The organism is Pseudomonas sp. Marseille-Q5117, assembly GCF_946901175.1.
GTDB classification, from domain to species: domain Bacteria; phylum Pseudomonadota; class Gammaproteobacteria; order Pseudomonadales; family Pseudomonadaceae; genus Aquipseudomonas; species Aquipseudomonas iranensis.
On the sequence record NZ_CAMPPP010000011.1, the window covers coordinates 44,505 to 69,724 of the forward strand.

Annotated in this window: 18 protein-coding genes and 2 pseudogenes; 4 read left to right on the top strand and 16 right to left on the bottom strand. The window is 57.2% G+C overall.

The window, feature by feature from the left end; translation table 11 throughout:
• Positions 1-83 precede the first annotated feature (83 nt).
• The 16 genes and pseudogenes from OC605_RS17710 to OC605_RS17800 form a co-directional block, all read right to left on the bottom strand.
• On the bottom strand, positions 84-428 hold the full coding sequence (locus tag OC605_RS17710) for a hypothetical protein (protein ID WP_262138485.1): 345 nt from the start codon (positions 426-428) through the stop codon (positions 84-86).
• A 136-nt stretch (positions 429-564) separates the two neighbouring features.
• Positions 565-795: a barstar family protein gene (locus OC605_RS17715; protein ID WP_316044674.1), complete on the bottom strand. Its 231-nt coding sequence runs from the start codon at positions 793-795 to the stop codon at positions 565-567.
• Positions 796-1,434 carry a hypothetical protein gene (locus tag OC605_RS17720; protein WP_258605098.1) on the bottom strand — a complete coding sequence of 213 codons (639 nt, stop codon included), beginning with the start codon at positions 1,432-1,434 and terminating at the stop codon, positions 796-798.
• A 2-nt stretch (positions 1,435-1,436) separates the two neighbouring features.
• Positions 1,437-3,681 (bottom strand): annotated as a pseudogene (locus OC605_RS28200) (RHS repeat-associated core domain-containing protein); the annotation flags it as partial.
• Positions 3,682-4,083: 402 nt separating this feature from the next.
• Positions 4,084-4,287 (bottom strand): hypothetical protein, encoded by a 204-nt coding sequence (locus tag OC605_RS17745; protein WP_262138491.1) that lies wholly within the window; start codon positions 4,285-4,287, stop codon positions 4,084-4,086.
• Positions 4,288-4,577: 290 nt separating this feature from the next.
• Complete coding sequence (locus tag OC605_RS17750) at positions 4,578-4,841, bottom strand: hypothetical protein (RefSeq protein WP_262138493.1); 264 nt, start codon at positions 4,839-4,841, stop codon at positions 4,578-4,580.
• Between the two features lie 9 nt (positions 4,842-4,850).
• Positions 4,851-9,800, bottom strand: a complete 4,950-nt coding sequence (locus OC605_RS17755; protein WP_262138494.1) for an RHS repeat-associated core domain-containing protein — start codon at positions 9,798-9,800, stop codon at positions 4,851-4,853.
• Entirely contained in the window at positions 9,797-10,537 is a 741-nt protein-coding gene (locus OC605_RS17760) for a DUF4123 domain-containing protein (RefSeq protein ID WP_262138495.1), read from the bottom strand. The genes OC605_RS17755 and OC605_RS17760 overlap by 4 nt, the downstream gene beginning before the upstream one ends.
• Positions 10,527-12,569, bottom strand: a complete 2,043-nt coding sequence (tssI, locus tag OC605_RS17765) for a type VI secretion system tip protein TssI/VgrG (protein WP_262138497.1) — start codon at positions 12,567-12,569, stop codon at positions 10,527-10,529. The genes OC605_RS17760 and tssI overlap by 11 nt, the downstream gene beginning before the upstream one ends.
• A gap of 134 nt (positions 12,570-12,703) precedes the next feature.
• The gene (locus OC605_RS17770; RefSeq protein WP_007949952.1) at positions 12,704-13,219 is read right to left on the bottom strand and encodes an Hcp family type VI secretion system effector; all 516 of its coding nucleotides are present in this window, start codon (positions 13,217-13,219) and stop codon (positions 12,704-12,706) included.
• A gap of 447 nt (positions 13,220-13,666) precedes the next feature.
• Positions 13,667-15,046 carry a VOC family protein gene (locus tag OC605_RS17775; RefSeq protein ID WP_262138498.1) on the bottom strand — a complete coding sequence of 460 codons (1,380 nt, stop codon included), beginning with the start codon at positions 15,044-15,046 and terminating at the stop codon, positions 13,667-13,669.
• Between the two features lie 88 nt (positions 15,047-15,134).
• A complete protein-coding gene (glcF, locus tag OC605_RS17780; RefSeq protein ID WP_262138499.1) occupies positions 15,135-16,355 on the bottom strand; it encodes a glycolate oxidase subunit GlcF in 1,221 nt (406 codons plus the stop codon).
• 2 nt (positions 16,356-16,357) lie between these two features.
• Positions 16,358-17,407, bottom strand: a complete 1,050-nt coding sequence (gene glcE, locus OC605_RS17785) for a glycolate oxidase subunit GlcE (protein ID WP_262138501.1) — start codon at positions 17,405-17,407, stop codon at positions 16,358-16,360.
• Positions 17,407-18,906: a glycolate oxidase subunit GlcD gene (glcD, locus tag OC605_RS17790; RefSeq protein WP_262138503.1), complete on the bottom strand. Its 1,500-nt coding sequence runs from the start codon at positions 18,904-18,906 to the stop codon at positions 17,407-17,409. The genes glcE and glcD overlap by 1 nt, the downstream gene beginning before the upstream one ends.
• Positions 18,907-19,069: 163 nt before the next feature.
• Complete coding sequence (locus OC605_RS17795) at positions 19,070-19,996, bottom strand: alpha/beta fold hydrolase (protein WP_262138505.1); 927 nt, start codon at positions 19,994-19,996, stop codon at positions 19,070-19,072.
• A gap of 21 nt (positions 19,997-20,017) precedes the next feature.
• On the bottom strand, positions 20,018-21,472 hold the full coding sequence (locus OC605_RS17800; protein WP_122601703.1) for a flavin-containing monooxygenase: 1,455 nt from the start codon (positions 21,470-21,472) through the stop codon (positions 20,018-20,020).
• A 188-nt stretch (positions 21,473-21,660) separates the two neighbouring features.
• On the opposite strand from OC605_RS17800, the pseudogene OC605_RS17805 reads away from it, so the two are divergent.
• The 4 genes and pseudogenes from OC605_RS17805 (at position 21,661) to OC605_RS17820 (ending at position 25,191) form a co-directional block, all read left to right on the top strand.
• Positions 21,661-22,732, top strand: a pseudogene (locus OC605_RS17805) (diguanylate cyclase).
• A gap of 210 nt (positions 22,733-22,942) precedes the next feature.
• Complete coding sequence (locus OC605_RS17810) at positions 22,943-24,181, top strand: M20/M25/M40 family metallo-hydrolase (RefSeq protein WP_262138509.1); 1,239 nt, start codon at positions 22,943-22,945, stop codon at positions 24,179-24,181.
• A gap of 391 nt (positions 24,182-24,572) precedes the next feature.
• On the top strand, positions 24,573-24,728 hold the full coding sequence (locus OC605_RS17815) for a hypothetical protein (RefSeq protein ID WP_262138678.1): 156 nt from the start codon (positions 24,573-24,575) through the stop codon (positions 24,726-24,728).
• Positions 24,721-25,191 carry a hypothetical protein gene (locus OC605_RS17820; protein WP_262138680.1) on the top strand — a complete coding sequence of 157 codons (471 nt, stop codon included), beginning with the start codon at positions 24,721-24,723 and terminating at the stop codon, positions 25,189-25,191. Before OC605_RS17815 ends, OC605_RS17820 begins: the two co-directional genes overlap by 8 nt.
• Positions 25,192-25,220: the final 29 nt, after the last annotated feature.

A 25,220-nucleotide genomic window follows, 5' to 3' on the forward strand; every position in this document is an offset into this window, starting at 1 on the left:
CTGAGTCGCCTAATGACGCTTCAATGAAGATTGAGCTTGGAAAGCTGTTTTAAATCTGTTCCATTCTTGAGCAGCGATGGTACTCAAGCCTCCATCATGAACTCTTCAATTTTTTCAATAAATTCGATTTTTCTTTTGGTCCTGAATTCAGATAGAAAAATTTCGGAGTTTTTAATCGGATTACCTCTTCTATCGTATTCGATCGTTAGCATGTCGATCACAAACTCTCCGTCGGGATCCCCTTCGGGCTCGACTCTCGTGTCAAAGCAATGGCCGGTACTCTGGCGGACTCCTCCGATCAGTACCGAACTAGAGAACCAGTTGCAAGTCTCCGGTGTCAGCTCCACCTCAAACAGATTGTTGATTGTTATTGTCCAGCCGCTTGGTACTCTGATAGGTTGGAGCTTGTATTCGAGTTTTGATCTCATTGGGTCTCTTCAAATCTTTGCGTTCGTGAATACTTTGCTCTGATCATTCAAACGATAGTCGTGCTTACTGCAGCGTTGAATAAGTGCGCTGGCAAGTATCAATTTTTTTACTTTAGTTTGTATTCGAAATTTTCATCTAAACCCAGGATATGTCCTGATTTTTTGTTCGCTCGAATATAAATATTATTTTTTTAAAAGTTTCGCCCATGCTTTGTTCAGATTCTTTCGAATTTTTCCATACTATTTCAATCGGACGCTCCACGTCCGTACTGAGCAAATCCCACAGAGAATTTAGGTTGTTTCCATAGTACTGAGCCCAAGAAAATGCAGAAGCTATACGCTTGTGGAGCAGCGGTTTAAAATAGATTCAAAATTTATTAATGATTTCATAAAGCTTAGTCGATTTTATCTCTTCAATATTCAGCTTGGATAGTATTGATTTTATTCTCTCTGAGTATTTTTCCGGGGTTATAATATGAGCGGTTGAGTGGGTGTCACTTTCTAGAAAGCGAGCAATGAGTGTATCTCGATTGTTCTTCAAGAACTTTGCTATAGCTGCTACGTTCAATTTGTCGTTTTCACTTAGGTGGCTCCAGATTTTATATGCGTCTTCCTCTTCCTTTTTTAGAATGAGAATAGTGTTTCGGTATTGTGTTAGTTCGTTAGGGGTGAATGTGATGTCGTTCGTGTTGGTGAAGTCTACATAAGAGTATATTTTAGTCTTTTCGTTTTTTTTCAAAAGTCCATTCGGGCTTAGGCTTGTGAGTATCTCTTTTTGCAGGCGTAGCTCTTGGATTTTCTGTTGTTCCAGAGAGTATCCAATGGTCCGCCACTTTATGGTTACCGGCCATTCAGGTGCGAGAAAATTACTGACGGCTTTCCACGTGGACCATAAGTCTTGAAGAGTGCCCGCTACTAATGCGATGCTCATGAAGTCAGGGTCGGAAAACTGCTCGGGCGTTTCATGGAACTTTATACCCGGTTCGCATGTGTAGTATATGCTCATGATTAGTCTTTTTTGAAGTAAGTGTGTGAGTTGTCACCTTCTTTTAAGGCTGCTTTCGTACCTGTGGTTCCCGTAACTTCAGTATTGAAGTGTGGCCCTTCATTACCTTTTATATGTCCCAATGAATGCTCTCTAATAGTCACAATCCTGCCGTCTTTCAAATTGAACTCATAAACCCTACTCATCACGCGACCAGGCTGGTCGGTAAGTACCTCTTTATAGGATCTGGATGGCTGCTGTGATAGGGGCACACCTCCAACGCGTTTCGCTTGTCTGAATGCGGCTTTCCTAGTAATTGTGCTGTCATGGCCTTTAGGTAGCTCTGGTTCGCCATTTTCAACCTTATTGTTACTAGTATCATCCACCTTTCTTTGAAAGCCTTTTTTCGCTTTGCCAGGGCAATTGTTGCTCAACCCCAAAGGATCCACCCACCCCGTAGGGTTAGGCACGTACTGGTAGCTGTTCAACCCACCCGCAAGCTTGATCGGGTCCGGCGTCAAGAACCGTCCAGTTCCCGGATTGTAGTAGCGGTGGCGGTTGTAATGTAACCCTGTCTCGGCGTCGAAATACTGCCCTTGAAAACGCAGCGGATTATCGATTTCGCTGACGTCTAGCGCCGCGAGGTTGCCATAGGCGCGGTACTTCGCGGACCACATGATTTCGCCACTGTAGTCGGTGAGCTCTTGCGGAGTGCCAAGGTGGTCGAGTTGATAGTAGAACGGGGTAGCCTTTAGTGGGCCTTCGCCGTCGAGCATCGCCAACGGGCGGAAGCTGCCCGGCTCGTAGATGTAGCTGCGATAGCGATTTTCTGCGCTTTCGGCGATCAATCGTTCGCCTTGCCAGAGGAATTCAGTGGTGTGGCCGTCGACGGTTTTCTCGATGCGGCGGCCGAAGGCGTCGTATTTGTAGGATGCGGTGCTGCCGCCCGGCAGGCTGACGCCGATCAGGCGGTGCTGGCAGTCGTAGCGGTACTCGGTGACGAGCTTCTGGCCGGTGCCGCGACGCTCTCGGATCAGGTTGCCGTAAGCGTCGTAGTCGTAGTGGCGGTCGCCCTGCATGAGCAGGCGATTGCCTTTGACGTTGGCGAGGTTGGCTGCGGGCAGGTCATTTTGTCCGAGGAGGTTGCCTGCCGGGTCGTGAGCGAAGCTCTCTGGCATGGCGCCGCGTACGCTGATCAGTCGGTCGAGTGGATCGTAGTGATAGCTGCGGTTGCCTTTGCGGCTGTCGTCGATGCCGGCGAGGTTACCGTTGGCGTCATTGGAACAGGTGTTTGTCCCGTTGGCTCACGCTGTGCGCTTGCAGGCGGCCCTGTTCATCGTATTCATATTGGCTTAGCAGCAAACCTTGCTGGCGCTGTTGTTCGCGACGGGCGCTGAATTGGTGGCTGGTCAGGCGCGAGCCATTGAGGTCAATGCTGCTGAGTTGCCCGCCAGGCTGGTGACGGTAATCGAGTTTGCTGCCATCGGGCAAGCGGCAGTGCTTGAGCTGGCCGACGCTGTCGTATTCGTAGCGCAGAGTGCCCCAGCCTTGGTGTTCTTCGATGAATCGGTCTTGCAGATCGTATTTATAGGCGAGCGGCCAGTGGCCGTCGTCGACGTTAACGAGGCGACCAAGCGCATCGTAGCTGTAGTGAATCTCCTCACCATCGGGCAGCGTCTTGACCAGCAAACGGCCGGCGGTATCCCGCTGATATTCGGTGATCAGTTCGCTACCGTCATCGCCGAACTCGGTTTTCTTAAGCAGTTGGCCGTTCAGGTCATACTCGTACGCGGTGCGTCGGCCGTCGAAGCCGGTTTCCTGCTGGATCAGGCCGTTGGCGTAGTATTCGAGGTGGTAGTGCTCGCCACGCTCGTTTTCATTTTCAGTGAGCAGCAGGCGCGAGTTGTCGTAGCGATAGCGCAGTTGGCTGCCGTCGGGATTGATGCGGCGGCTGACCAGATGCAGGTTGTCGGCGTATTCGTAGCGGGTGATGCGGCCGAGTTCGTCGCGTTCGGCTGTGACATTGCCGTAAGCGTTGTAGCTGAATGCACGAGTGGCACCGCCGGGCAGCGTAACTTGGGCAAGGCGATTGGCAGCAGCCCATTGGTAATGAGTGATCGTGCCTGACTCTTCCTGGCGAGTGATCTGCCTGCCTAGTGCATCGTAACGGTACTTGCGCTGACCGCCGTCGGGCAGGCGTTCTTCAAGCAATTGACCGAGATTGTTCCAACTGAGTTGATGACGGCTGCCGTCCGGGTGACGGATTTCAGACGACCCTACTCCCAACTGGCTTTGCCGCGACGAAACGAAAAGGGGACAGATTTATATTCAGTTTGTAGACAACAAATCTGTCCTCTTTTGCTTCTTCTGCTTTTGTACGTGTATTTGTGGCGTACATGTATCGTTAAAGGCGTTCGAGATCAATTAGACAGCCCTTGAGTTTTAATCGCTTGATCTCGTCATCAAATTTGTATTTTGGCAAATCTTTGTTTTTGACGTCGTATTGCTGTCTAAGGAGGCGAAATAATTTCCCTATATTTTTCTTGCTTTTTTCATCAATGCTTTCAATTAAATCGTAATTGTTGGCGGACAGAAACGCGATTTTGCTTTTAAGTGTGTAGTGCGCGCTTATGTTTGAAAGCAATCCTTCTGCATCTGAATAATCTTCTTTTAAGTATTTGTGTAATCTTCAAATATGGCCGTTAGCAGGCTTTGTGCAGCTTTTTGATGTTTTAAAACTCCGCACATTTCCTGCCAGTTGCTGATGAATAGATGGTCTCCCCAATCGGAGCCGCGGGCGCAATATTGTCCCTTTCCTCTAAAGAAGTTAGGTGTTTCATGAAGTTCTAAAGCCGTTTCAAAAGTAGTCTTCATTGAGCTTTTTCCAGTCGTCAAGGTTTGTCACAAAACGTTCCAATATCATTGCTTTGATGAGCGTTTTTTGAATCACGTATTTGTGAATTCGGAACCTAAGGATGCTCTATCTTCGGAATATACCGCTGTCATTATTTTTCTAAGTACGGTTGGCTGTCAGTTAGAGTTAGCAGTCCAAGTCAAAAGCATGCGACTGTGAAGGGCCGTAATCGGCTGAGCCGAGATACCTATCCCGAAAAAGGGCTAGAGCCTTCCCGAGAAAATAGCAAGTTCGGCTCGCCAGAAATTTTTTAGGTCGCAACTCCGCGGTCTGCGCCTGGCTTGAACATGAGAGATTCGTCTTCTTGTCTAGCTTTACAGCGCTCTACAAAAAACATTGCTGCGGACGGATCTTTAAGAAAGAGTTCGTACGACTCTTTGCTTATCTCGTAATACTCATCATAGTCAACCAAACGGTTGCTAACGGGGATGGAAACATAATACTTTCCACTAGCGGCTTCTATTCCTAAGGTGAATCGCTCGTCTGTATTGACAAAAGTGTCATTGAATTTCATGTTTTCCTCTTACGGCGATAGTGGTGATATTTCAAGTTTCGGTGCAATCGCGCCTTTAGCGTCGACTATTGCTTCACTATTTCCATTTGGCAACTTTCCACCCGGAATCCATAAGTCGTTAGCGCCGGCTTCATTTCCTGATGGAATTCTTAGTCCGAGTTCCCTTGGATTAGTGATGTCCACGCGCAATAATTGATTGTTGCTAAGAAAGCCAGGTTCAAGGCCCAAGGAACTCTCAAGAACAGAGCTATCTCCGTTAGCGGATGCTAGCAGCCTGTCGGCTTCGCTTCTCGGCATAACAAAGGATGTGCCATCGCGTTGCCCAATACCATATCTGTCCAAGTTGTTTTGAGTCATAAAACGGGTCGCACCTCCATCAAACTGGGAAAGATGATTCGATATGTAGTCGGCGGACAGATAACTGCTTGGATCGGGGCGCATACCCTTCGGTGTCGCAATAATCTCGTCTATTTGCGACTGAGTTAGTGGAGGTGAAACATCAGGGCAGTCCCCTTTCCCACACATCAAACCTAATGGATCAACCCACCCTGTAGGGTTCGGCACATACTGGTAGTTGTTCAACCCACCCGCAAGTTTGATCGGATCCGGTGTCAAAAACCGTCCAGTCGCAGGATTGTAGTAGCGGTGCCGGTTGTAATGTAACCCCGTCTCGGCATCGAAATACTGACCCTGGAAACGCAAAGGGTTGTCGATTTCGGCGACGTCCAACGCTGCCAGGTTGCCGTAGGCACGGTATTTCGCAGACCACATGATCTCGCCACTGAAGTCGGTGAGTTCTTGCGGCGTGCCGAGATGGTCGAGTTGGTAATAGAACGGCGTGGCCTTCAGTGGGCCTTCGCCATCGAGCATTGCCAGCGGGCGGAAGCTACCAGGCTCGTAGATGTAGGTGCGGTAGCGACTCTCAGCACTTTCGGCGATCAGGCGCTCGCCTTGCCAGAGGAATTCAGTCGTTTGTCCGTCAACGGTTTTTTCAATGCGACGGCCAAAAGCGTCGTATTTATAGGTTGCGGTACTGCCTCCGGGTAGGCTGACGCCGATCAAACGGTGCTGGCAGTCATAGTGGTATTCGGTGACCAGACGCTGGCCGGTTCCACGCCGTTCGCGGGTCAGGTTGCCATAGGCATCGTAGTCGTAGTGGCGGTCACCTTGCATAAGCAGGCGATTACCTTTGACGTCGGCAAGGTTTGCCGTTGGCAGATCGTTTTGACCGAGCAAGTTGCCGGCTGGGTCGTGAGCGAAGGTTTCGGGTATGGCACCGCGAACACTGACCAGACGATCCAGTGGGTCGTAGTGGTAGCTGCGGTTTCCCTTGCGGCTGTCATCGATGCCGGCCAAATTGCCATTTTCATCGTAGGCGTAGCGGCGCTGGAACAGGTTGCGGTCTTGCTGACCCACGGTGTGCGCTTGAAGCCTGCCCTGTTCGTCGTATTGGTATTGGCTCAGCAGTACGCCTTGTTGGCGCTGCCGTTCGCGGCCAGCGTCGAATTGGTGCGTAGTCAGGCGCGAGCCATTGAGGTCGATACTGCTCAGTCGGCCGCCGGACAGGTGACGATAATCAAGCGTGCTGCCATCAGGGAGTCGGCAGTGACTCAATTGGCCGACGCTGTCGTACTCGTAACGCGTGGTGCCCCAGCCTTGGTGCTCAGTAATGAGACGATCTTGTACGTCGTACTCATAGGCGAGGGGCCAGTGACCGTCGTCAACGTTTACCAAGCGACCCAAGGCATCGTAGCTGTAATGGATTTCCTCGCCATCTGCGAGGGTTTTGACCAGCAAGCGGCCAGAGGCGTCGCGCTGGTACTCGGTCACTAGTTCACTGCCGTCGTCGCCGTATTCGGTTTTCTTCAGCAGTTTGCCGTTGAGGTCGTACTCATACGCAGTGCGACGCCCGTCGAAGCCGGTTTCCTGCTGGATCAGGCCGTTGCTGTAGTAATCGAGTCGGTAATGCTCACCGCGTTCGTTTTCGATTTCAGTGAGCAAAAGACGCGCATTATCGTAGCGATAGTGCAGTTGGCTGCCGTCCGGATTGATTCGACGGCTGACCAGATGGAGATTGTCGGCGTATTCATAGCGCGTGATCCGACCCAGTTCGTCGCGCTCTGCGGTGACGCGACCGTATGGGTTGTAACTGAACGCCCGAGTAGCGCCGCCGGGCAGGGTAATTTGTGCCAGCCGATTCGCAGCGTCCCATTCATAGTGAGTAATCGCTCCGGTTTCAGCCTGACGTGTGATCTGCCGACCGAGTGCGTCGTAGCGGTATTTGCGCTGGCCTCCGTCCGGCAGGCGCTCCTCCAGCAATTGGCCGAGATTGTTCCAGCCCAGTTGATGACGGCTTCCATCAGGATGCCTGATTTCCAGCAGTCGACCCTGGCGATCATAGCTGTAGTGTGTCGAGTTGCCATCCGGATCAACTTGTTCGGTGATATCGCCCTGGTCGTTGCGCCAGTAGATCCATTTGGCCGGGCCACGATTTACCACACGAACGTAACCGTGGTAGTACTCGTAAGAGGTCGGCATGTCTTCCGGCGGGATGACCGCGACCAGTCGACCGGCCTCGTTGTACTGGTATTCAGTGACCGCGCCGAGGGGATCCTTTTCGGCGATCAACCGGCCTTGGTCGTCGTAAGCTTTGAGGTGTTCTGCGCCATCCGGATCAACCTTGGCTACGAGTCGAGCCTTGTCATCGTGGGTGTAGACTTCTTCACTGCCATCTGCGTTGGTTACCGTGACACTACCGTTGTCATCCCAGGCGTAATGCGCGTCCATCTGCGAGAAACTGGCCCAGTGATGGATGCAACGCGCGGACTTACCTTCCTTTTCCCATTCCCAGTAGAAGCTCGCGCCACCGGCAAGTTGCCGCTCGAGAATGACGTTCTGTTCGTTGTAGGTGTAACGCTCAGACTCACCGGCAGCGTTCGTGGCTTTAGTCAGGCGCTGCTGAGCATCGTACGTGTAGGTGACCAGGGTCTGGACGGAGCTCCATGCATCTTCCAGCGTGTCTGCCGGGACAAATTGCTGATAGTCGATAGCGACGATGTGTTTGCGATCATACCGAACCAGCAGGGCTCGACCGGCCCCGTTGTCCACGCGCTTGATTCGACCGTGGATGTCACGGGTGATATGCAGGCGATTGTCGTAGTTGTCGCTGATAGCGATCAGCGTCGCACCTTTGCTGTCGAAGCGGAAGTGATAGAACTGCTTACGCTCACCTGCCTGTGTGAGAACGAGCTCGGAAGGATCACCGCCAATGAAGATGGCCGCTTCCGAAAGGCTATTGGTGATTGCCGGACGCTGTTCGCTCGGCATCGGAAACGTCGTGACACGGTTTTCGTGGTCAGTCCAGATGACTTCGTCGCCATTGATGTCCACGCGCTGGGCGAGGGCATGGCTCCAACCATAACCGAGGCCGCAGTCGATTTCCGCCGCACTGGTGCGATAGAGACGCGTCCATGTAAAGGGCAGCAAACCGCCGAGTTCACCATCGGTAATCGTTAACAGCTCTTCACCCGTCACCATCGAAACCGGGCAGCCATTGGTGCAGGTTTTCTTGGCGCAGGTGGCGCTTTTGTCGTCGGGCGTCTTGGATTGATCGGGAGCGTCGTCGACCTTGTCCTTTGGCTGGAGCGAGGTTTGATTCTGTTTTTTGTCTCGTGGAAACGAAGAAGCGTCTTTGACTTCCTGTTTTGGAGTATCTGTAGTTTTCGGCAGCTGGCTTTTGGGCGGCAGCCCCGCTACATGACTTTTGGGTTCAGCGTTACGCGAGCCAGCCTTTGGCGCCTCGGTGGTAGCTTCATCGATTTTCAGCACTGCGGTTTTGGCAGGCTTCATCGGCACATTCTTGGCGCTGGCGATGATTGGTTTCGACGCTTGCGCATGGGCGGGCAAGGCGTGTTTGCTACTGAGTGTCATCAGGGTAGATGCAAGATCGTCCAGATACTTAATCGCTTCGCCCGATTTGACCGTGGTAATGACTTTTGTCCCGGCTCTTACAGCAAGTCCAGCGCCACCTGTCAGGCAGATACCCAGTAGTACGTTGATCAGAAACTCCGAAGCGATCGCCGTCATAACGTCGACGATTACCTGCGGCGGGAGCATGCCGACCCAAGCCACGATCGCCGAGACATAGATGAACATCAGCGGTTCGTCGCTGAGGATCAGCAACCCTGAAGCAATGGACTCTTTCGAAGCAGCGTATAGCTTGTCGATTTCGACGTCCGACAAATATTCTTTGAGTTTTGCGTAGTTTTTTTGAGGATGAGCGAGCAGGTCGAACAGGCTTTTGATGTCATCCCACAGACGGAGGAGAGCTTGCTCAAAACCGTCCAGCGCTCGTTTGAGCAAAATGACCGAGCGCCCTGCACGATCTGCCGCCGAGTAGCTCGCCCACTGCGGCTGAAACTTGCTCGACCATTCGCTTTGCAGCCAGCCTTCAAGCTTGCCGATAACGCCTTGATAGGAGTCATAGAGTGCTTTGACGTCACTCTGCGATACGTTGGGGAAGAACGTGATGCGATAGGTCTGGCCCTTCTTGGCCCCATCTATCACTTTGATGCCGCTTGGGCCGATCATGGTTTCGATGACCGGACCGGTAACGTCGTCGTAAAAGGTGCCTTTGGTGACTGGCTCCAGTTTCACTGGAGTATTTCCGATAGGTACAAATCGCGCTGACTCAAACATGTGGATCAGCGTGAAATCACCCACCAGTGGGCAGGTTGCGTATGTTTCCACGGCACCCGTTTTGGTCTTTCGTTCAGTCACTCGGACTTCATTGCCGACCTTGAAGGTCTGGTCGACGTCCAGCGCCCAACCAGTCCAGAAACCGTCTGCCCATTCCTTGTAATCACTCAGGCAGTTTTTGAAGTCTTTGAGTATCAGATTCACGTCAGGCGCTTTGGCGTCCAGCACACGCAGGACCAGGGTACCAATCGGGGTATTCATGACGTGACTTCCTTTGTCAGCTGTGCGGCGAGACGTTCTGCCATATCTTCTGTGTTTGGGTTCTGGCGCACGAAGCGCTCAACCTTTCTGCGCAGGTTGGCTTCGGGTAATTCGAAGTAAAACTCAGGGCAATCTTCTGATAGCCACTGCATCAGGTTCTCGACGACGGTGGTGTGATTTTTTTTAGCGAGGGCATCCAATAGTGCTTGGGGAATTTCCCACCAGGGCCAATCTTTTGCGGGAGGTACCGCTCTTCTGCCGACTTCGAGACACTGTCCGTTAATCAGATAGCGTTGGAACACGGGCAGCAATTCACCTGCCGTAGCACCTAACCCCTCGATGATCGGATGAAAATGCCGACCATCCCAGAATCTGAAAAACACTTCAGTAGCGTCGGGCATTTTTACTTGAGTCAGGCTGCGCAAATGCTCCAGCACCGTTTCCGGCGCGCTGGTGGATACCGCAAGCCAACCCCAATCCAATGCAGCGGTTTCAGTAATCCATTGCAGAAAACTGGCATTGGTACTGATCTCGGCGAGATACGGCATTACGGGTAGCCAATCGGCGTAGGGCGTTCCACTCCAGATAGGCAGTAGTTGTGGTGCGGCATCTTGTTGATAGAAGGGCTTAAGCGGTTCGGCATCACTCGCCGCGCTGATCACCAAATACAAACGCTCGCCGCTTTGCAGCGGCTGTTGCGCCAGCCAGTCCTTGGGGGTGATTGGTTCAGATGGCACAGGCACCTGCCTTGCATTTTTCGCATTCTTCACAGAATGGCGCGTTACGTTTTAGGGTGTTGATCTGCGCCGGGGTCAGGACTTGGCCAGCCTTGTCGGCATCCGCCTGTTTCAACACGCCGGGCATCAATGGCGCGGCGCCCGTACCAACGCCCGGGCTACCACCAGAGTTCATGTTGATCACCGGCCCGCTCAGGGTCACGCCGCCGGCGTCGATCTTGATAAAGCTGCCGCCGCCGACCAGGGTCAGCTCCGCACCCGCTTCCATCACCACTTTCATGCCGCTGCTCAGGTGGATTTCCTGGCCTGCGTCGATGAACTGGCCGGTGCCGATCTTGATGTGCTGGTTCACGCCGACGGTGAGGTGGTCGTTGGCGCGGGTTTCGACTTTGCGATCGGCGTAGACGGTGTGGTGTTCTTCGGCCTTGAACTCGGTGTAGCTGTTCTTTTCGACGGTGTCGTGGCGTTCGTTGCCGACGCGGATTTTCTGGTCGTGCTCGATGTTCTCGTCCCAGTCGCGCTGGGCGTGCAGGTAGATCTGTTCCTGACCTTTTTTGTCTTCGATGCGCAGTTCGTTGTAGCCGCCACCACCCATCGAACTCAGGGTCTTGAAGGTGCTGCGGGTCTTGTTCGCCGGCAGTTCATAGGGGACGGTGTTTTCCTTGTGGTACAGGCAGCCGCTGATCAAGGGCTGATCGGGGTCGCCTTCAAGGAAGGTGACCAGCACTTCCATGCCGATGCGCGGGATGGCGATGCCGCCGTACTGGGCGCCGGCCCAGGCGCTGGAGACGCGCAGCCAGCAGCTGGTCTTGTCGTCGGCCTGGCCTTCGCGGTCCCAGTGAAACTGGACTTTGACCCGGCCGTATTCGTCGCAATGAATTTCTTCGCCTTTCGGGCCGGTGACTACTGCGCTCTGGCTGCCGAGGATTCGCGGTTTCGGGTGGCGCAGCGGCGGGCGGTTGGGTACGTCCCATGGCGTGGCCTGGAAGCGGTTGCGGTAGCCCTGGTGGAAATCGTCTTTCAGCGCGGTGGTGTCGCTGGTCACCGACTCCTCGAGCACTTGCGGCTGCTTGCCTTCATGCAGGACTTCGGTGAGCAGCCACAGGTCGTTCCATTTGGCTTTCGGGTGTTCGGTCAGGGCGAGGAAATGACCGCTGACCAGCAACGGCTGATCACTCTTGCCTTCGGCCAATTGGAAGTCGCTGCGATGACGTTCGAGGGCGCGTTTGGCCAGGTGCTTGCCGCGCTCGCGGTCGATGAAGCGGCCCGGGTAATCGTAGTCTTCGAGGTCGGGCAGGGCGTCGCCACGGTTTTCGCTTTCCAGGGTCAGGCGCGGTTTTTCGAAGTCGTAGTCGCGGCGCGTGGTGCGGCTGGTGCGGGTTTCCAGGCGCAGATCGAAACGCTTGATCACCGGGTTGCTGGCGACCATGCCGGAGTCTTGCTGATAGGGCACCGGGGCGAGTTTCGGGAACACCGTCTGGTCATCGCCGAAAACGAGCTTGTGCGCGTTGGCGCTGTGCTGGAAGTGGAAGTGAATGCCTTCTTCTTCACACAGGCGCTGGATGAAGTGCAGATCCGACTCGTCGTATTGCACGCAGTAGATGCGTTCGGGATAGATCGAGCCGGTCGTGAATTCGTAGGCGTTGCCTTGAATGCCGTGCTCTTCCAGCACCATTCCGATGATTTTCGGCACGCTGAGGTTCTGGAAGATGCGCTGGTTGATGCGGTGCGCCAGATACGCCAGCTGCGGGCGCAGCGTCACCGAATAACGGGTCAGACGCTTGCCGGAATCGCCTTGCGCGGCGCGGTAGATCTGCCCATGAATGCCGCTGCCATCGGGCGACAGCTGCAGAAAGGCCGGTTTGTGCAGCAGGGTTTCGAGGTCCAGCGACGGCTGCTCACTGACCAGTTCCACCTCAAAGACAAAAGGCTGGCTGATGGCTTCCCGACCGGTCAGGGTGAATACCTGAAAGTCGGCGGAAAGCCCCTCAATGGTCAGGGCAAAGTGGGTTTCATTGGCCGGCGCGAACATCCCTTGTTCCTCGTGCTGTACAGCGGCGCTCGTCGACGACCGCAAAAAAGCGGCTCAACGTACGCGAAATTCTGGAGGGGCGTAAACAACATCGACCAGCAGAGCTGGCCGATGCGTGTAACGGTCAGCCGTAATTAAACGACTGGAGCACGCCAGTCATCGGAACCCGAAGTACCGGATACTTCGTGGGTCCAGGTGATTTTGCGGTAGGTGAACTGCACTTCTTCCAGGTGGGTGAAGTGCGCGTTGCCTGGATCCTGGCAGTTGTGCATTTTGTTGTTGATGGCGACGATGATCGCGTCTTCCAGTTTGGTGGTGTAGTAGTGCTCTTGGGTGCCTTGAGCCGAAGTGCGGTACCACTGGATAACGATTTCGCTCATGCGCTCGCCGGAAGTCAGAGCTGCTTGCAGCAGTGGCGAAGCCTTGTCGTAAACCTTGGTGATCACAACTGGCTTGTGAACGCGCTGACCGGTTGGCTGACCGGATTGCGGGTCACGCGGGATGATCACGTCGTGGGTGAAAGCCTGAACCATGACCTGGTCTTCGTGGCCTTCCTGGTAGGTGTTGCCAACGGAGTCGGCGGTGAAAGCGCCGGCAGTGATCAGGCCTTGTTTTTCGCCGGTAACCGACATGTACGCTGGTGTTGCCATGGGGTGCTCTCCTTGCGGATAAAGTTAGGGTGCCCGGAGGCGAAATCGCCCGGTGGGTGGCTGAGGGTTATCAAGGAGCGTGCCAGGTTTTGCGCGGTACCCGGATGGCGGGGGCGCCACAGTAGTCGGTGATCATTCGGGGCGATTTTCAGCGGAAAAGTCGGGAGGAAGTGCGCAAGAAGTTGCGCAGTACTGCGCAACTTCTTGCGCACTTGGCTGCAGGCCCTGACCCGCTTGGGCTACGGGGGATTTAGGCCCTGAAATATTACGACCTACTGCGCAACTTCTTGCGCACAATGGCCAGATGCCTTTGTGGAGGCAAAGATTGCTATGGAGGCAAAGATTGCCTCATAGCTTCAGATCAAAAGATCGCAGCCTGCGGCAGCTCCTACATTTGGAATGCGTTTCCCCTGTAGGAGCTGCCGTAGGCTGCGATCTTTTAATGTTTTAACGCGCGAGTCGGGTCAAACACTCCTCAACCGACCGCCGTTGCGTCTCGGCGTACAACCCCAACTCATCAATGGTCGAACGCCCCAGCGCCTGTTCGAAAGCCTGGCGATTGGAATGTTCGGCGTAATGCGTCTGCGCAGAATCGCCGAGGTTCGACTGAAAAATCCCCGCTGCGCTCACCGGCAGGAAATCTTCGTACACCAGCGGCTCCGCTTTCACGTAGCCATCGCGCAGCAAGTCCTCCAGGGACGACTCACCAAGTCCTCCAGCGGCCAAACCCTTTTCCGAGAGGAAATAACGAAAGTACGCCAGCCCCTGTTCGCGCATGCCCTCAGTGCTGTCAGGAAATTCGGCAAAGTGCTGAGTCATCAGCGCGTCGTAGCGTGCGGCATTGGCTTCGTTGGGGAAGTCGCCCAGTTCATCGCGAGCGGCATTCAACAAGCGGTCATACAGCGCGCGACCCTTGGGTGTCAGAGCTGCGCCGCGTTGTTCGATTTCGCCGAAGCGCGCGCTGTGGCTGCCACGGGTTTCGGGCTGATCGGTGAAGGCGATCGGCTCGTCCAGCGCTTTGAAGCTGGTCTGGCGCAGCAGGATCGGGCAGTTGCGACGCGGTGGGCCTTCGATCACCGCTTTTGGTGTAATGCCATGGGCAGGCATCTGTTGCTGCACGGTGTCGATGTCCAGCGTGCGTGGGGTCAGGTGGTTGATGTGCGGGCCTTTGAACGCAACGACATCGGCGACCAAGCGGTGCTGGGCGCTGAGTTTCTGGTATTGCGCGGCGCTGACCGTGGCGCTGTGGTGCCAGCGAAAAGTCTCCAGTGCCTGTCGGACGAATTCCACGGCCTCCGCTTCATTCAGTCCGCCTGCCGTTTCCGCCTGTTCAATCAGGCGCAACGCCTCTTCAGTAAAAATCGAACGACGGGCCAGTACCGACTCGGCAAACGAACGCAATTCAGGATCTTCAATCAGCTCCAGCCGCAGCAACGAGGTGAACACGCGAAACGGGCTGACCTGCAACGCTTCTTCATGCACCGCACGAAACGCCGTTGAATGCACCGGCACACCGGCCGGGGTCAGGTCGTAATAACCCACCGGTTGCATACCCATCACCGCGAACAGGCGGGCGAGGGTGGCCAGTTCGCTCGCGGTGCCGACGCGAATGGCGCCGTGGCGTTCCATGTCCAGCCGCTCGATTTCGCCAGTGCGCTTGAGCTGTCCGGCAATCTCAGGCTGACGTGTCAGCACTTCGCGATTGGTTTTCTCCACCAGTTCCATCAGCGCGCCGTACAGCGGCACCTCTTCGCGGTACATGTCGGACATCGCTCGGGAGAAGCGTTGGCGGATCAGGTCGGGGCTGACGAACGGCTGCACGGTCATGAAAAAAATTCCTGCCACGGTGACGAAATGGATGCCGGAAAAGATCGCAGCCTTCGCCCACGCGGGCAAACGAAGAATCCTACGAACTTCATTCTGCCAACGACTGATCCACCAGTTCGATCCAGTGTCTGACCGGCGTGCGCCCGGCGCTCGCCAGATGGCTCTGACAGCCCACATTGGAAGTGACGATCAACTCCGGTCGGCCGCTTTCCAGGGCGTTGAGGCGCTGATCGCGCAGTTGCCGCGCCAGCACCGGTTGGGTCAGCGAGTAAGTGCCCGCCGAGCCGCAGCACAAATGGCCATCCGGTACCGGCGTGAGGTTGAAGCCGAGTCGGGTCAGCACTGTTTCCACGGCGCCGCCGAGTTTCAGCGCGTGCTGCAAAGTGCACGGGCAATGCACGGCGATGCGTCGTTCGCTGGCGGCGCAGACCTGTTCCAGCGGTTCCTGCGCGATGACTTGCACCAGGTCCCGAGTCATTTCGCTGATCTGCCGAGCCTTGTCGGCATAGACCGGATCGTCCGCAAGCAAATGCCCGTAATCCTTGATGAACGCGCCGCAACCGCTGGCCGTCTGCACGATGGCTTCGGCGCCGTTCTGCAGATGCGGCCACCAGGCGTCGATGTTCTGTCGAGCGCGGTCGAGACCTTTGCCCTGAGCGTCGAGGTGATAGTCGAGGGCGCCGCAGCAACCGGCCTCGCTCACCGGGGTGACGCTGATGCCCAAGCGATCGAGCACCCGCGCGGTCGCGTCATTGGTGTTCGGCGACAGGCCCGGTTGCACGCAACCTTCGAGCAACAACACCCGGCGCGCATGCCGAGGAGCAGGGCGCGACCCCATAACATCCAAGCGCTGCGGCAGTTTGCTTTCCAGCAGGCGCGGCAGCAGCGGCCGAAAGGTCGCGCCGATGCGCAGCAAGCCTTTGAACACAGCCGGATTCGGCGCCAACGCGCGCAAGCCTTCGCGCAGCAAGCGCTGGGCGGCGGGGCGCGGCACCGCGCTGTCGACTACCGCGCGGCCAATGTCGAGCAGGTTGTGATAATCGACGCCGGACGGGCAGGTGGTTTCGCAGTTGCGGCACGACAGGCAACGATCCAGATGCAGTTGCGTCTGCTCGGTGGCCGGTGCGCCTTCCAGCACTTGCTTGATCAGATAAATGCGTCCCCGCGGGCCATCGAGTTCATCGCCGAGCAATTGATAGGTCGGGCACGTCGCGTTGCAGAAGCCGCAATGCACGCAGGTGCGCAGGATCTTTTCCGCTTCGCCAGCGCGGGGCAATTGCCGCGATTGCTCGCTGAGGGTGGTTTGCATGGCTAGACCTCCGCGTACATTCGTCCGGGGTTGAACAGCCCTTGCGGGTCGAGTTGCGCCTTGAGTTGCCGGTGGCAGCGCAGCAGGGTTGGCGCCAAGGGTTGAAACGGCGAGTCGGTGGCACCGTGGGTAAAGCACGTTGCATGGCCGCCCAAGGAATGGGCGAGTGCGTGAATCTCAGGGCGTTCGGATTTCACCCAGCGTTGCGCACCGGCCCAATCGATCAGTTGCTCGCCGGGCAGCTCGAGCGGGCCGAGGTTGTTCGGCAATGACAGGCGCCACAGCGGCAAGCCTTGGTCGAAAAAACTCAGGCGCTGTTCGTTGAGGTCGCGCCAGAAAACCGAGTCCAACGGCTCACCACCGAGGCGTTGATGCGCCGCCGTCACCGAACCTTCGCCACCTTCCAGACGCAGGTACAGGCTCCGGCCATCGTGGCACGCGGCGCTGATCGGCAGCGGTTGCTGGCCCCATTCGGCAAGTTTGCTCAAGGCCCGAGCGCAGTCGATATCGAGGCGAATGCTCAGGCACTGGCGCGGTTTCGGCAGGACTTTCAGCGACACTTCGGTGAGCACGCCGAGGCAACCGAAACTGCCGGCCATCAGCCGCGACAGGTCATAACCGGCGACGTTTTTCATCACTTCGCCACCGAAGCGCAGATGCTGACCGAGGCCGGTGATCACCCGCGTGCCGAGAACGAAGTCGCGTACCGAGCCGGACCACGGCCGGCGTGGCCCGGACAACCCTGCGGCGACCATGCCGCCGACCGTGGCGCTGTCGGCGAAGGACGGCGGTTCGCAGGGCAACATTTGCCCGGCGTCATCCAGCGCCGCGAGCAGCTCGGACAACGGCGTGCCGGCACGTGCGGTGACCACCAGTTCGGTCGGATCGTATTGAACGATGCCGCGATGAGCACGGGTGTCGAGCACTTCGCCGGCCACCTCGCGACCGAGAAACGCCTTGCTGTTGCCGCCCTGAATCTTCAGCGGCGTGGCATTGGCCCGCGCGGCGTTGACCTGATCAAGCAGGGCGTTGGCGGCATCGAAATCAGCCATCAGAATCGCTCCAGCTCGGGGAAGGGCAGTTGCCCGGCGTGAATGTGCATCGCGCCGAATTCGGCGCAGCGATGCAGGGTCGGAATGTTCTTGCCGGGATTGAGCAGGCCCTGCGGATCGAACGCGGCTTTCACCGCATGAAACAGCAGTAACTCGTCGCTGTTGAACTGCGCGCACATCTGATTGATTTTTTCGCGGCCGACGCCGTGCTCGCCGGTGATGCTGCCGCCGACTTTCACGCACAATTCAAGGATCTTGCCGCCCAGTGCCTCGGCGCGATGCAGCTCGCCTGGCTGGTTGGCATCAAACAGGATCAGCGGATGCATGTTGCCGTCGCCGGCATGGAACACGTTGGCTACGCGCAAGCCATATTCTTCGCCAAGACGCGAGATACCTTGCAGCACAGCGGGCAATTCGCGGCGCGGGATGGTGCCGTCCATGCAGTAATAATCCGGCGACAACCGGCCGATCGCCGGAAACGCGTTTTTGCGCCCGGCCCAGAAACGCGCGCGTTCAGCCTCGTCCTGGGCCTGGCGCACCTCAGTGGCGCCGGCCGCTGTCATGACTTCCCGTACGCGCTGGCAATCGTCGTGCACGTCGGCTTCGACACCGTCCAGTTCGCACAGCAGAATCGCCTCGGCGTCGACCGGATAGCCGGCGTGGATAAAATCTTCGGCGGCGCGGATGGCCAGGTTGTCCATCATTTCCAGACCACCCGGAATGATCCCGGCTGCGATGATTTCGGCAACCGCGCGGCCGGCCTTTTCCACTGAATCGAAACTGCCGAGCAGGACCTTGGCGACTTGCGGTTTGGGCAATAACTTCACCGTGACTTCGGTGATGATCCCCAGCAGGCCTTCGGAGCCGGTGAACAAGGCGAGCAGGTCGAAACCGGCTGAATCGAGCGCCTCGGAGCCTAGCGTCAGACGTTCGCCCTCAATGGTCAGCACTTCGATTTTCAGCACGTTGTGCACGGTCAGGCCGTACTTGAGGCAATGCACGCCACCAGCGTTTTCCGCGACGTTGCCGCCGATCGAACAGGCGATCTGCGATGACGGATCCGGTGCGTAATACAAGCCGAACGGGGCCGCCGCCTGGGAGATGGCGAGATTGCGCACCCCCGGCTGAACCCGCGCGATACGTGCAGCGGGGTCGATGTGCAGGATGCTGTTGAACCGCGCCATCACCAGCAACAGGCCCTTTTCCAGCGGCAGCGCGCCGCCGGACAATCCAGTGCCGGCACCCCGCGCGACCACGGGCACGTTGTTCTGATGGCAGAGTTTCAGCAGGGTTTGCACTTGCTCCAGACGCCGGGGCAGGGCGACCAGCATCGGCGTGGTGCGGTAGGCGGAGAGGCCGTCGCATTCGTAGGGTTTGAGTTCATCTTCGCGCCAGAGGATGTCCAGGTCCGGCAGGGCGTGTTGCAGAGCCTTGAGCAATTCGCCCTTGTTCACCTCGGGCAACGGACCGTCGAGGCGTTCGTCGTAAAGGATGTTCATGGGAACGCCAACCTTCTGTCTCCGCTGATCGTTCCCACGCTCTGCGTGGGAATGTAGCCCGTGACGCTCTGCGTCACTGGACGCAGAGCGTCCCCTGAGGCATTCCCACGCAGAGCATGGGAACGATCAGTTGCGCCACCTGAGGCATCGCGAATATCTATCTTCATCGCTTTCGTTCCAGAAATTCCCCGTACAGCCGCGCGGTATTTCCCGGCTGTTCGACCATCGGCATGTGCCCGACGTGATCCCACACATCCACTTCGAGATTGGCGATGCCTTTGCTCCACACCGGCACGCTGCTGACGTCGATCAGGCGATCCTTGCGCCCCCACAGCAACAGCGCCGGGCATTTGATCTCGGCCAGTTTCGGCTCCATCGGCGGGCTGGCGCGGAAGTCGCGGAAGATTTCTTCGAGCTCGTCACGTTGTTGCTCATAGCGCTGGGCGACGGCGTCCAGCACCAGCTTCGGTACCCACGGCGGCGACTCCATGGTCATCGCGTAGAAGCGCTGGAATTCTTCGCGGGAGTTGATCAGGAACGGATTGTGCCCGCGCGCCAGATGGCGCTCCATGTCGCTCGGCTCCGGTGCGGTGACGCCGGCCGGGTCGATCAAGGCCAGCGAAGCGATTCGCTCCGGATAGGTCGCCGCCAGCCACGCGGCGATATAGCCGCCCATGGAATTGCCGATGACATGGACTTTCTCCACGCCGCAGACATCGAGCAGTTGAATCATGCGTTTGGCCTGAACCGCGATGTCATAACCGCCGCCAGCCTTGAAGCCAGTCTCACCGTGGCCGGCCAGATCCGGAATGATCACCCGATACTGACGGACGAAATGCCGGGCGCAGCGCAGCCAGAGGTTTTTGTCGGCGCTGAAGCCGTGCAGCATCAGGATCGCGCTGGACGCCTCGTACGGCCCGCCTTGCCAGGTCGACACGGTCATCTCGGCGATCGGCACTTCGATCTTGTGCAATTTGTACAACCTGGCCTCGCTGGCCATGGCCAGGTCGTACAGCCAATGGCCAACCGCCGGATAACTCAGCCAGCTCCAGGCCACGAAAACTGCGAGTGCGACAAACAGCAAAAGCATCGACGTCTTCCTTTTACGTGTTCAGGACAAAATATGGTCGGCCGGTTTCAGCGCCCGGGTCAGCAGGTGATAGCTGAAACTGAAGCCGGGAAACATGGCGATCACATGACCGCTCTTGCTCTGGTACCAACTGTGGCAACCACCGGACTTCCACACCGTGCGCTGCATTTCCCGGTGGATCATTGCAGTGTAGGTACGTTCTGCGTCACGGCGCACTTCGATGCTGCGCAGGCCTTTGGCCCGTACGGTGCGGATGCAGTCGAGGATGTAGTTCATCTGCGATTCGATGATGAACAGCGCCGAGGTGTGGCCAATGCCGGTGTTCGGCCCGGTGACGATAAACAGGTTGGGGAAATCCGGCAGGCTGGTGCCGAGGTAGGCGCGCGGGTATTCGGCCCAGACATCTCTGAGTTGCACCGCGTTTTTGCCGCTGACCGGGTAGGAAATCACCCCGTCGGTGGCGTCGTAACCGGTGGACCAGACGATCAGATCAACATCGAGATGCTCGCCGCCCACGGTATTGATCCCGCTTTCGTCGATCGAAGCGATGCCGTGCTCGCGACTGTGCAACGTGACGTTGGCGCGGCTCAGCGCCGGGTAGTACGTGCTGGACACCAGCACCCGTTTGCAGCCGATGGTGAAGTCCGGGGTGAGTTTCTGCCGCAGCAGCGGGTCCGGAACCTGACGTTTGAGAAAACGCAGCGCATGTTGCTGGACCAGGTGAATCGCCGGTTTCGAGTATTTGAAAGCGATCACCCGGGTTTCGAATTGCCAGTAGATCAGCCAGCGCAGCAGTTTGTATGCCGGTTTCAGGCCAAGCAGCCAGCGCTGGAAATGGCCGAATTTGCGATCGGCACGCGGCAGCACCCAATGCGGCGTGCGTTGGAACACATGCAGCTGTTCGACTTGTGGCGCTATCGCCGGGATCACCTGGGCGGCGCTGGCGCCGCTGCCGACGATCGCCACGCGTTTACCGCGATAGTCGTAGCTGTGGTCCCAGTTATTTGTATGAAAAGTCTTGCCTTGAAAGCGATCCATCCCGGGAAAGTTGGGGATGACCGGCTGACTCAACGGCCCGGAAGCATTGATCAGGAATTGGGTTCGGAAAGTACCTCTGGCGCGGGTGTGCACCAACCAACGCTTTTCCGCTTCGTCCCATTCGACGCGCTCGACATCGGCCCCCAGTTCCACGCGCTCGCGTAAACCGAACTGCTCGATCAGCTGTTCGGTGTAGCGCCGCAGTTCCGCCTGTTCGGCGAACATCTGCGACCAGCGGTAGGGTGCGAATGACAGCGAATACAGCGGCGACGGCACGTCCACTGCTGCGCCGGGGTAGGTGTTCTGGCACCAGGTGCCGCCGAAGAAGTCGCGTCGCTCGAGAATGCGAAAGTCGTCGATTCCGGCCTTGAGCAGGTTGACCGCCGCGCACTGGCCGCCGAAACCGCTGCCGATGATCAACACAGCGTAGGTATGCATGTGCCCCCTTTTTATAGTTGTTTTTCCATTTCCCCTCTTTCATTTATAGCCAACTCTGGGCCGCGCGTGCGGCGCTGATAGCGCTCTATTCAGGCCGCTGGCCGGTGATGGCTATTTAACGGCGCCCTGATAGACTCCGGACACATCCTTGTCGGGATGTAACCATGCATCGCGCGGTCGAGGCCCTTATGGGAAATACGCGAGGAAAGGGACTTTCACTGGCCAGGAGGCTTTACAGGTCGCGGGTGTTCGGGCTGCTGCTCGGGCTGATGTGTGTCAGCGTGGCGATGCACGCGCTCGATCCGCCGCTGTGGGTGTGGGGCCTGATGCTCTTCAACGGCCTGGTCTGGCCGCATCTGGCCTTTCTATGGGCGCGAAGCTCCAACACTCCATACCGCGCCGAACACCGCAATTTGCTGATCGACGCATTCATGGGCGGCTTCTGGGTCGCCGCCATGCAGTTCAATCCGCTGCCCAGCGCAACCACGATTTCGATGATGGCAATGAACAACGTCGCCATTGGCGGTGGGCGTTTTGCTCGCCGGGTCGGCGGCGCAGCTATTGGGCATCGGCGTCGGGCTGGTGGTGTTTGCGCCGGCGTTCATCCCGCCAACAACGCCGCTGCAGCTCTACGCCTGTTTGCCGTTGCTGTTGCTGTATCCGCTGGCGCTGGGCTGGATCTGCTTTCGTCAGGCCTCGACCCTCGGTCGGCACAAGCGTGAGCTGTTGGCTTTGAGTCGCACCGACAGCCTGACCGGTCTGCTCAATCACGGCGCGTGGAAGGATCAACTGAACCTCGCATTCCAGCGCTGCAACCGCCAGCAGCAGGGCGCGGCAATAGCCTTGATCGACATCGATCACTTCAAGGCGATCAATGACACCTACGGCCACGTCGCCGGCGATATCGTCCTGCGCCAGTTGAGCAAACTGCTCAAACAGAATCTGCGCGCCACGGATGTGGCCGGGCGATACGGCGGGGATGAGTTCTGCGTGATCCTGCCGGAGCTGCCACTGTTCAACGCCGCTCAGGCCATGGAAGCCTTGCGCGAGCGTTTCGCGGTGATGGGCTACGAGCAGAACCCGGCGTTGAAGGTCAGTCTGAGCATTGGTCTGGCCGCCTACGACCCGAGTCATGCCGACGCCACGCGTTGGCTGGATGAGGCCGATCAGGCGTTGTACGAAGCCAAGGCCAGTGGGCGCAATCGGGTGATCTGCAACAGTGACAACAAACCGAGGCAGGCGCTGCTGGATTCGGTTTGACGAGGGTTGCTGATGCCTGTGGGAGCGAGCCTGCTCGCGAAAGCGCTGGGTCAGTCGGTATCAATATGGTTTGCCACGACGCCTTCGCGAGCAGGCTCGCTCCCACCGGGGGTATGTGTTGTCGGTTAGATCAGTGTCGCATCCGCTATAGAGCCTCGCGCCGATGTCGGTTACGGTTGAAGTCCCCCGACACGAAACAAGGACTGCTTCATGACGTTCTCATTTCCCCGCTCTCTGCTGGCCGCCAGTCTCGGTCTGTCCCTCGCGTTCTCGGCCGTAAACGCTTGCGCCGAACCACATAAACAAGTGCTCGCCGATGCCGAGCAGTACCAGCCCGAAGCCCTGAAGTTACTGGAACGACTGGTCAATATAGACTCCGGTTCCGGTTACGAACCGGGCCTGAAACAGGTCAGCGACATCGCCATCGATGAGCTGAAAAAACTCGGCGCAACCATCGAACTGGTACCCAACACGCCGGAAAAATCCAACCACGTGCTGGCCACGCTCAAAGGCACCGGCAAGGCGAAAATCCTGCTGATGGCGCACATGGACACGGTGTTCAAGGAAGGCTCCGCGGCCGAGCGGCCATTCCACATCAAGGGCGGCCGTGCCTACGGGCCGGGGGTGATGGACGACAAGGGCGGCATCGTCGCCGGCATCTACGCGCTTAAAGTGCTGAAGAACCTCGACTTCAAGGACTACGCGCAAATCACCTTCCTGCTCGACGCCAGCGAAGAAACCGGCTCGGACGTCGCCACCGACCTGATCAAGAAAACCGCCAAACAGCACGACGTCACCCTCAACCTCGAACCGGGCCGCCCGGCCGATGGCCTGGTGGTGTGGCGCAAGGGCAGTGCGACGGCGCTCCTCGAAGTCAAAGGCAAGGCCGCCCACGCCGGCGTCGCGCCAGAGTTGGGACGGAACGCGGCGATGGAAGCGGCGCACCAGATTCTGCAACTGGGCAAGCTCGGCGATGAAGCGAAGAAAACCACCATCAACTTCACCGTGCTCAAGGCTGGCGATCGCACCAACGTGATTCCCGATCAGGCCACGGCCAAGGCGGATGTGCGCGCGGCAGTGCCGGAGGAATTTGATCGCATCGAGAAGGATCTGGCGCGGGTATCGCAGGACAAGTTGATTGCCGAGACCGAAGTGAAAACGTCCTTGCAGCGCGGTTTACCGCCGATGCCACAAACTGCTGAATCGGATCGCCTGATGGCCATGGCCCAGGGAATTTACGGCGAGATTGGCCGCAAGCTGACTGAGGAGGGCAGTGGTGGCGCGGCGGATGCCAGTCTGTCCGCAGGCGTAGGGACGCCGACGCTGGATGGCTTCGGGATTGTCGGCGGCAATATTCACACGCCTGAGGAATATGCCGAAGTGGCGAGCGTGGCGCCGCGGATTTATCTGTTGTCGCGGATGATCATCGAACTGGCCAAGCCGCGTTGAAGCTACGGGTGTCTTGATTGTAGGTACGATCAGAACACCAGTCGGTAAAAAACAGAGCGCGGCTCCTCGAGTGAGCTGCGCCTGTGCTTGAGACGGTTCCGGGCGCACTGGAAAACCGGCACAAGCGCTGAGATTGTGCCTGTTGTGCCAACCTCGCTGCGCTTCAATCCCATTAAAGCTACACACCGCTCATCGGTTTTCAGTGCAAAAAAACCGAAGCTTCCTGATTGCTTGCTTGTCATCTCCATGAGACCGCAGCCCTTTCAATACGGCCGTTTCGCTGTATCACGCCGCCCGTCGACGCAGAGGAATGAGCGCACGATAGGCGCAGTCGACTTTGCACGGTGAGCCTCGACAGGCGCTGCGTGTTGACTGATGAGGAGAACGACAGATGACAAGAATTGACACTCTGCTGGACAACAAAGGCACCCCGCTGGACAAACAGATTTTCACTTGGCGAGAGCTCGCTGGCAAACCGATCAGCAAGCTCGACGACGATGCGTTCAACGTGCAACCACCGATCCGAGAAGGACACCGCCGTGAGTGAAACCGATCTTGAAATGGAACTGAAAGCGTGGCGTCTGTTGCTGGAGGACGACGCCTATCGCCTGGATTTCCCCGAGGATTATCACCGCACCCTGATCCAGCGTGCCGACGAATTGCTGCTGCACGAATGGATCACCCGTGACGATTGGCAGTTGCTGATAAACGTGGCGGATGACGCGCGTGAATTTACCCTCGAGAGCCTTGCGCGTGAGCAGCGCGATTGTTTGAAAATCTCGTCGCTTCGACTACCGAAAGGCCACGAAGACGAACAGCCTCAGCGATCGCAAGGCGCCGCACGTGTAGCAACCAACGGGAGCGTCATCATGACTGATGAAAAGAAAGATCAACCGAACAACCCGCCGAACAATCAGCCGAACGACACCTTGCCTGCGCATTCCACCGAACAGGAGCGCGAGCGCTTTAAGGACTTCAACAAGGACGGCATCCCGCCGGGAAGCTGCTGATTGCCTCTCAAGCCCAGAGCACGCGGAGT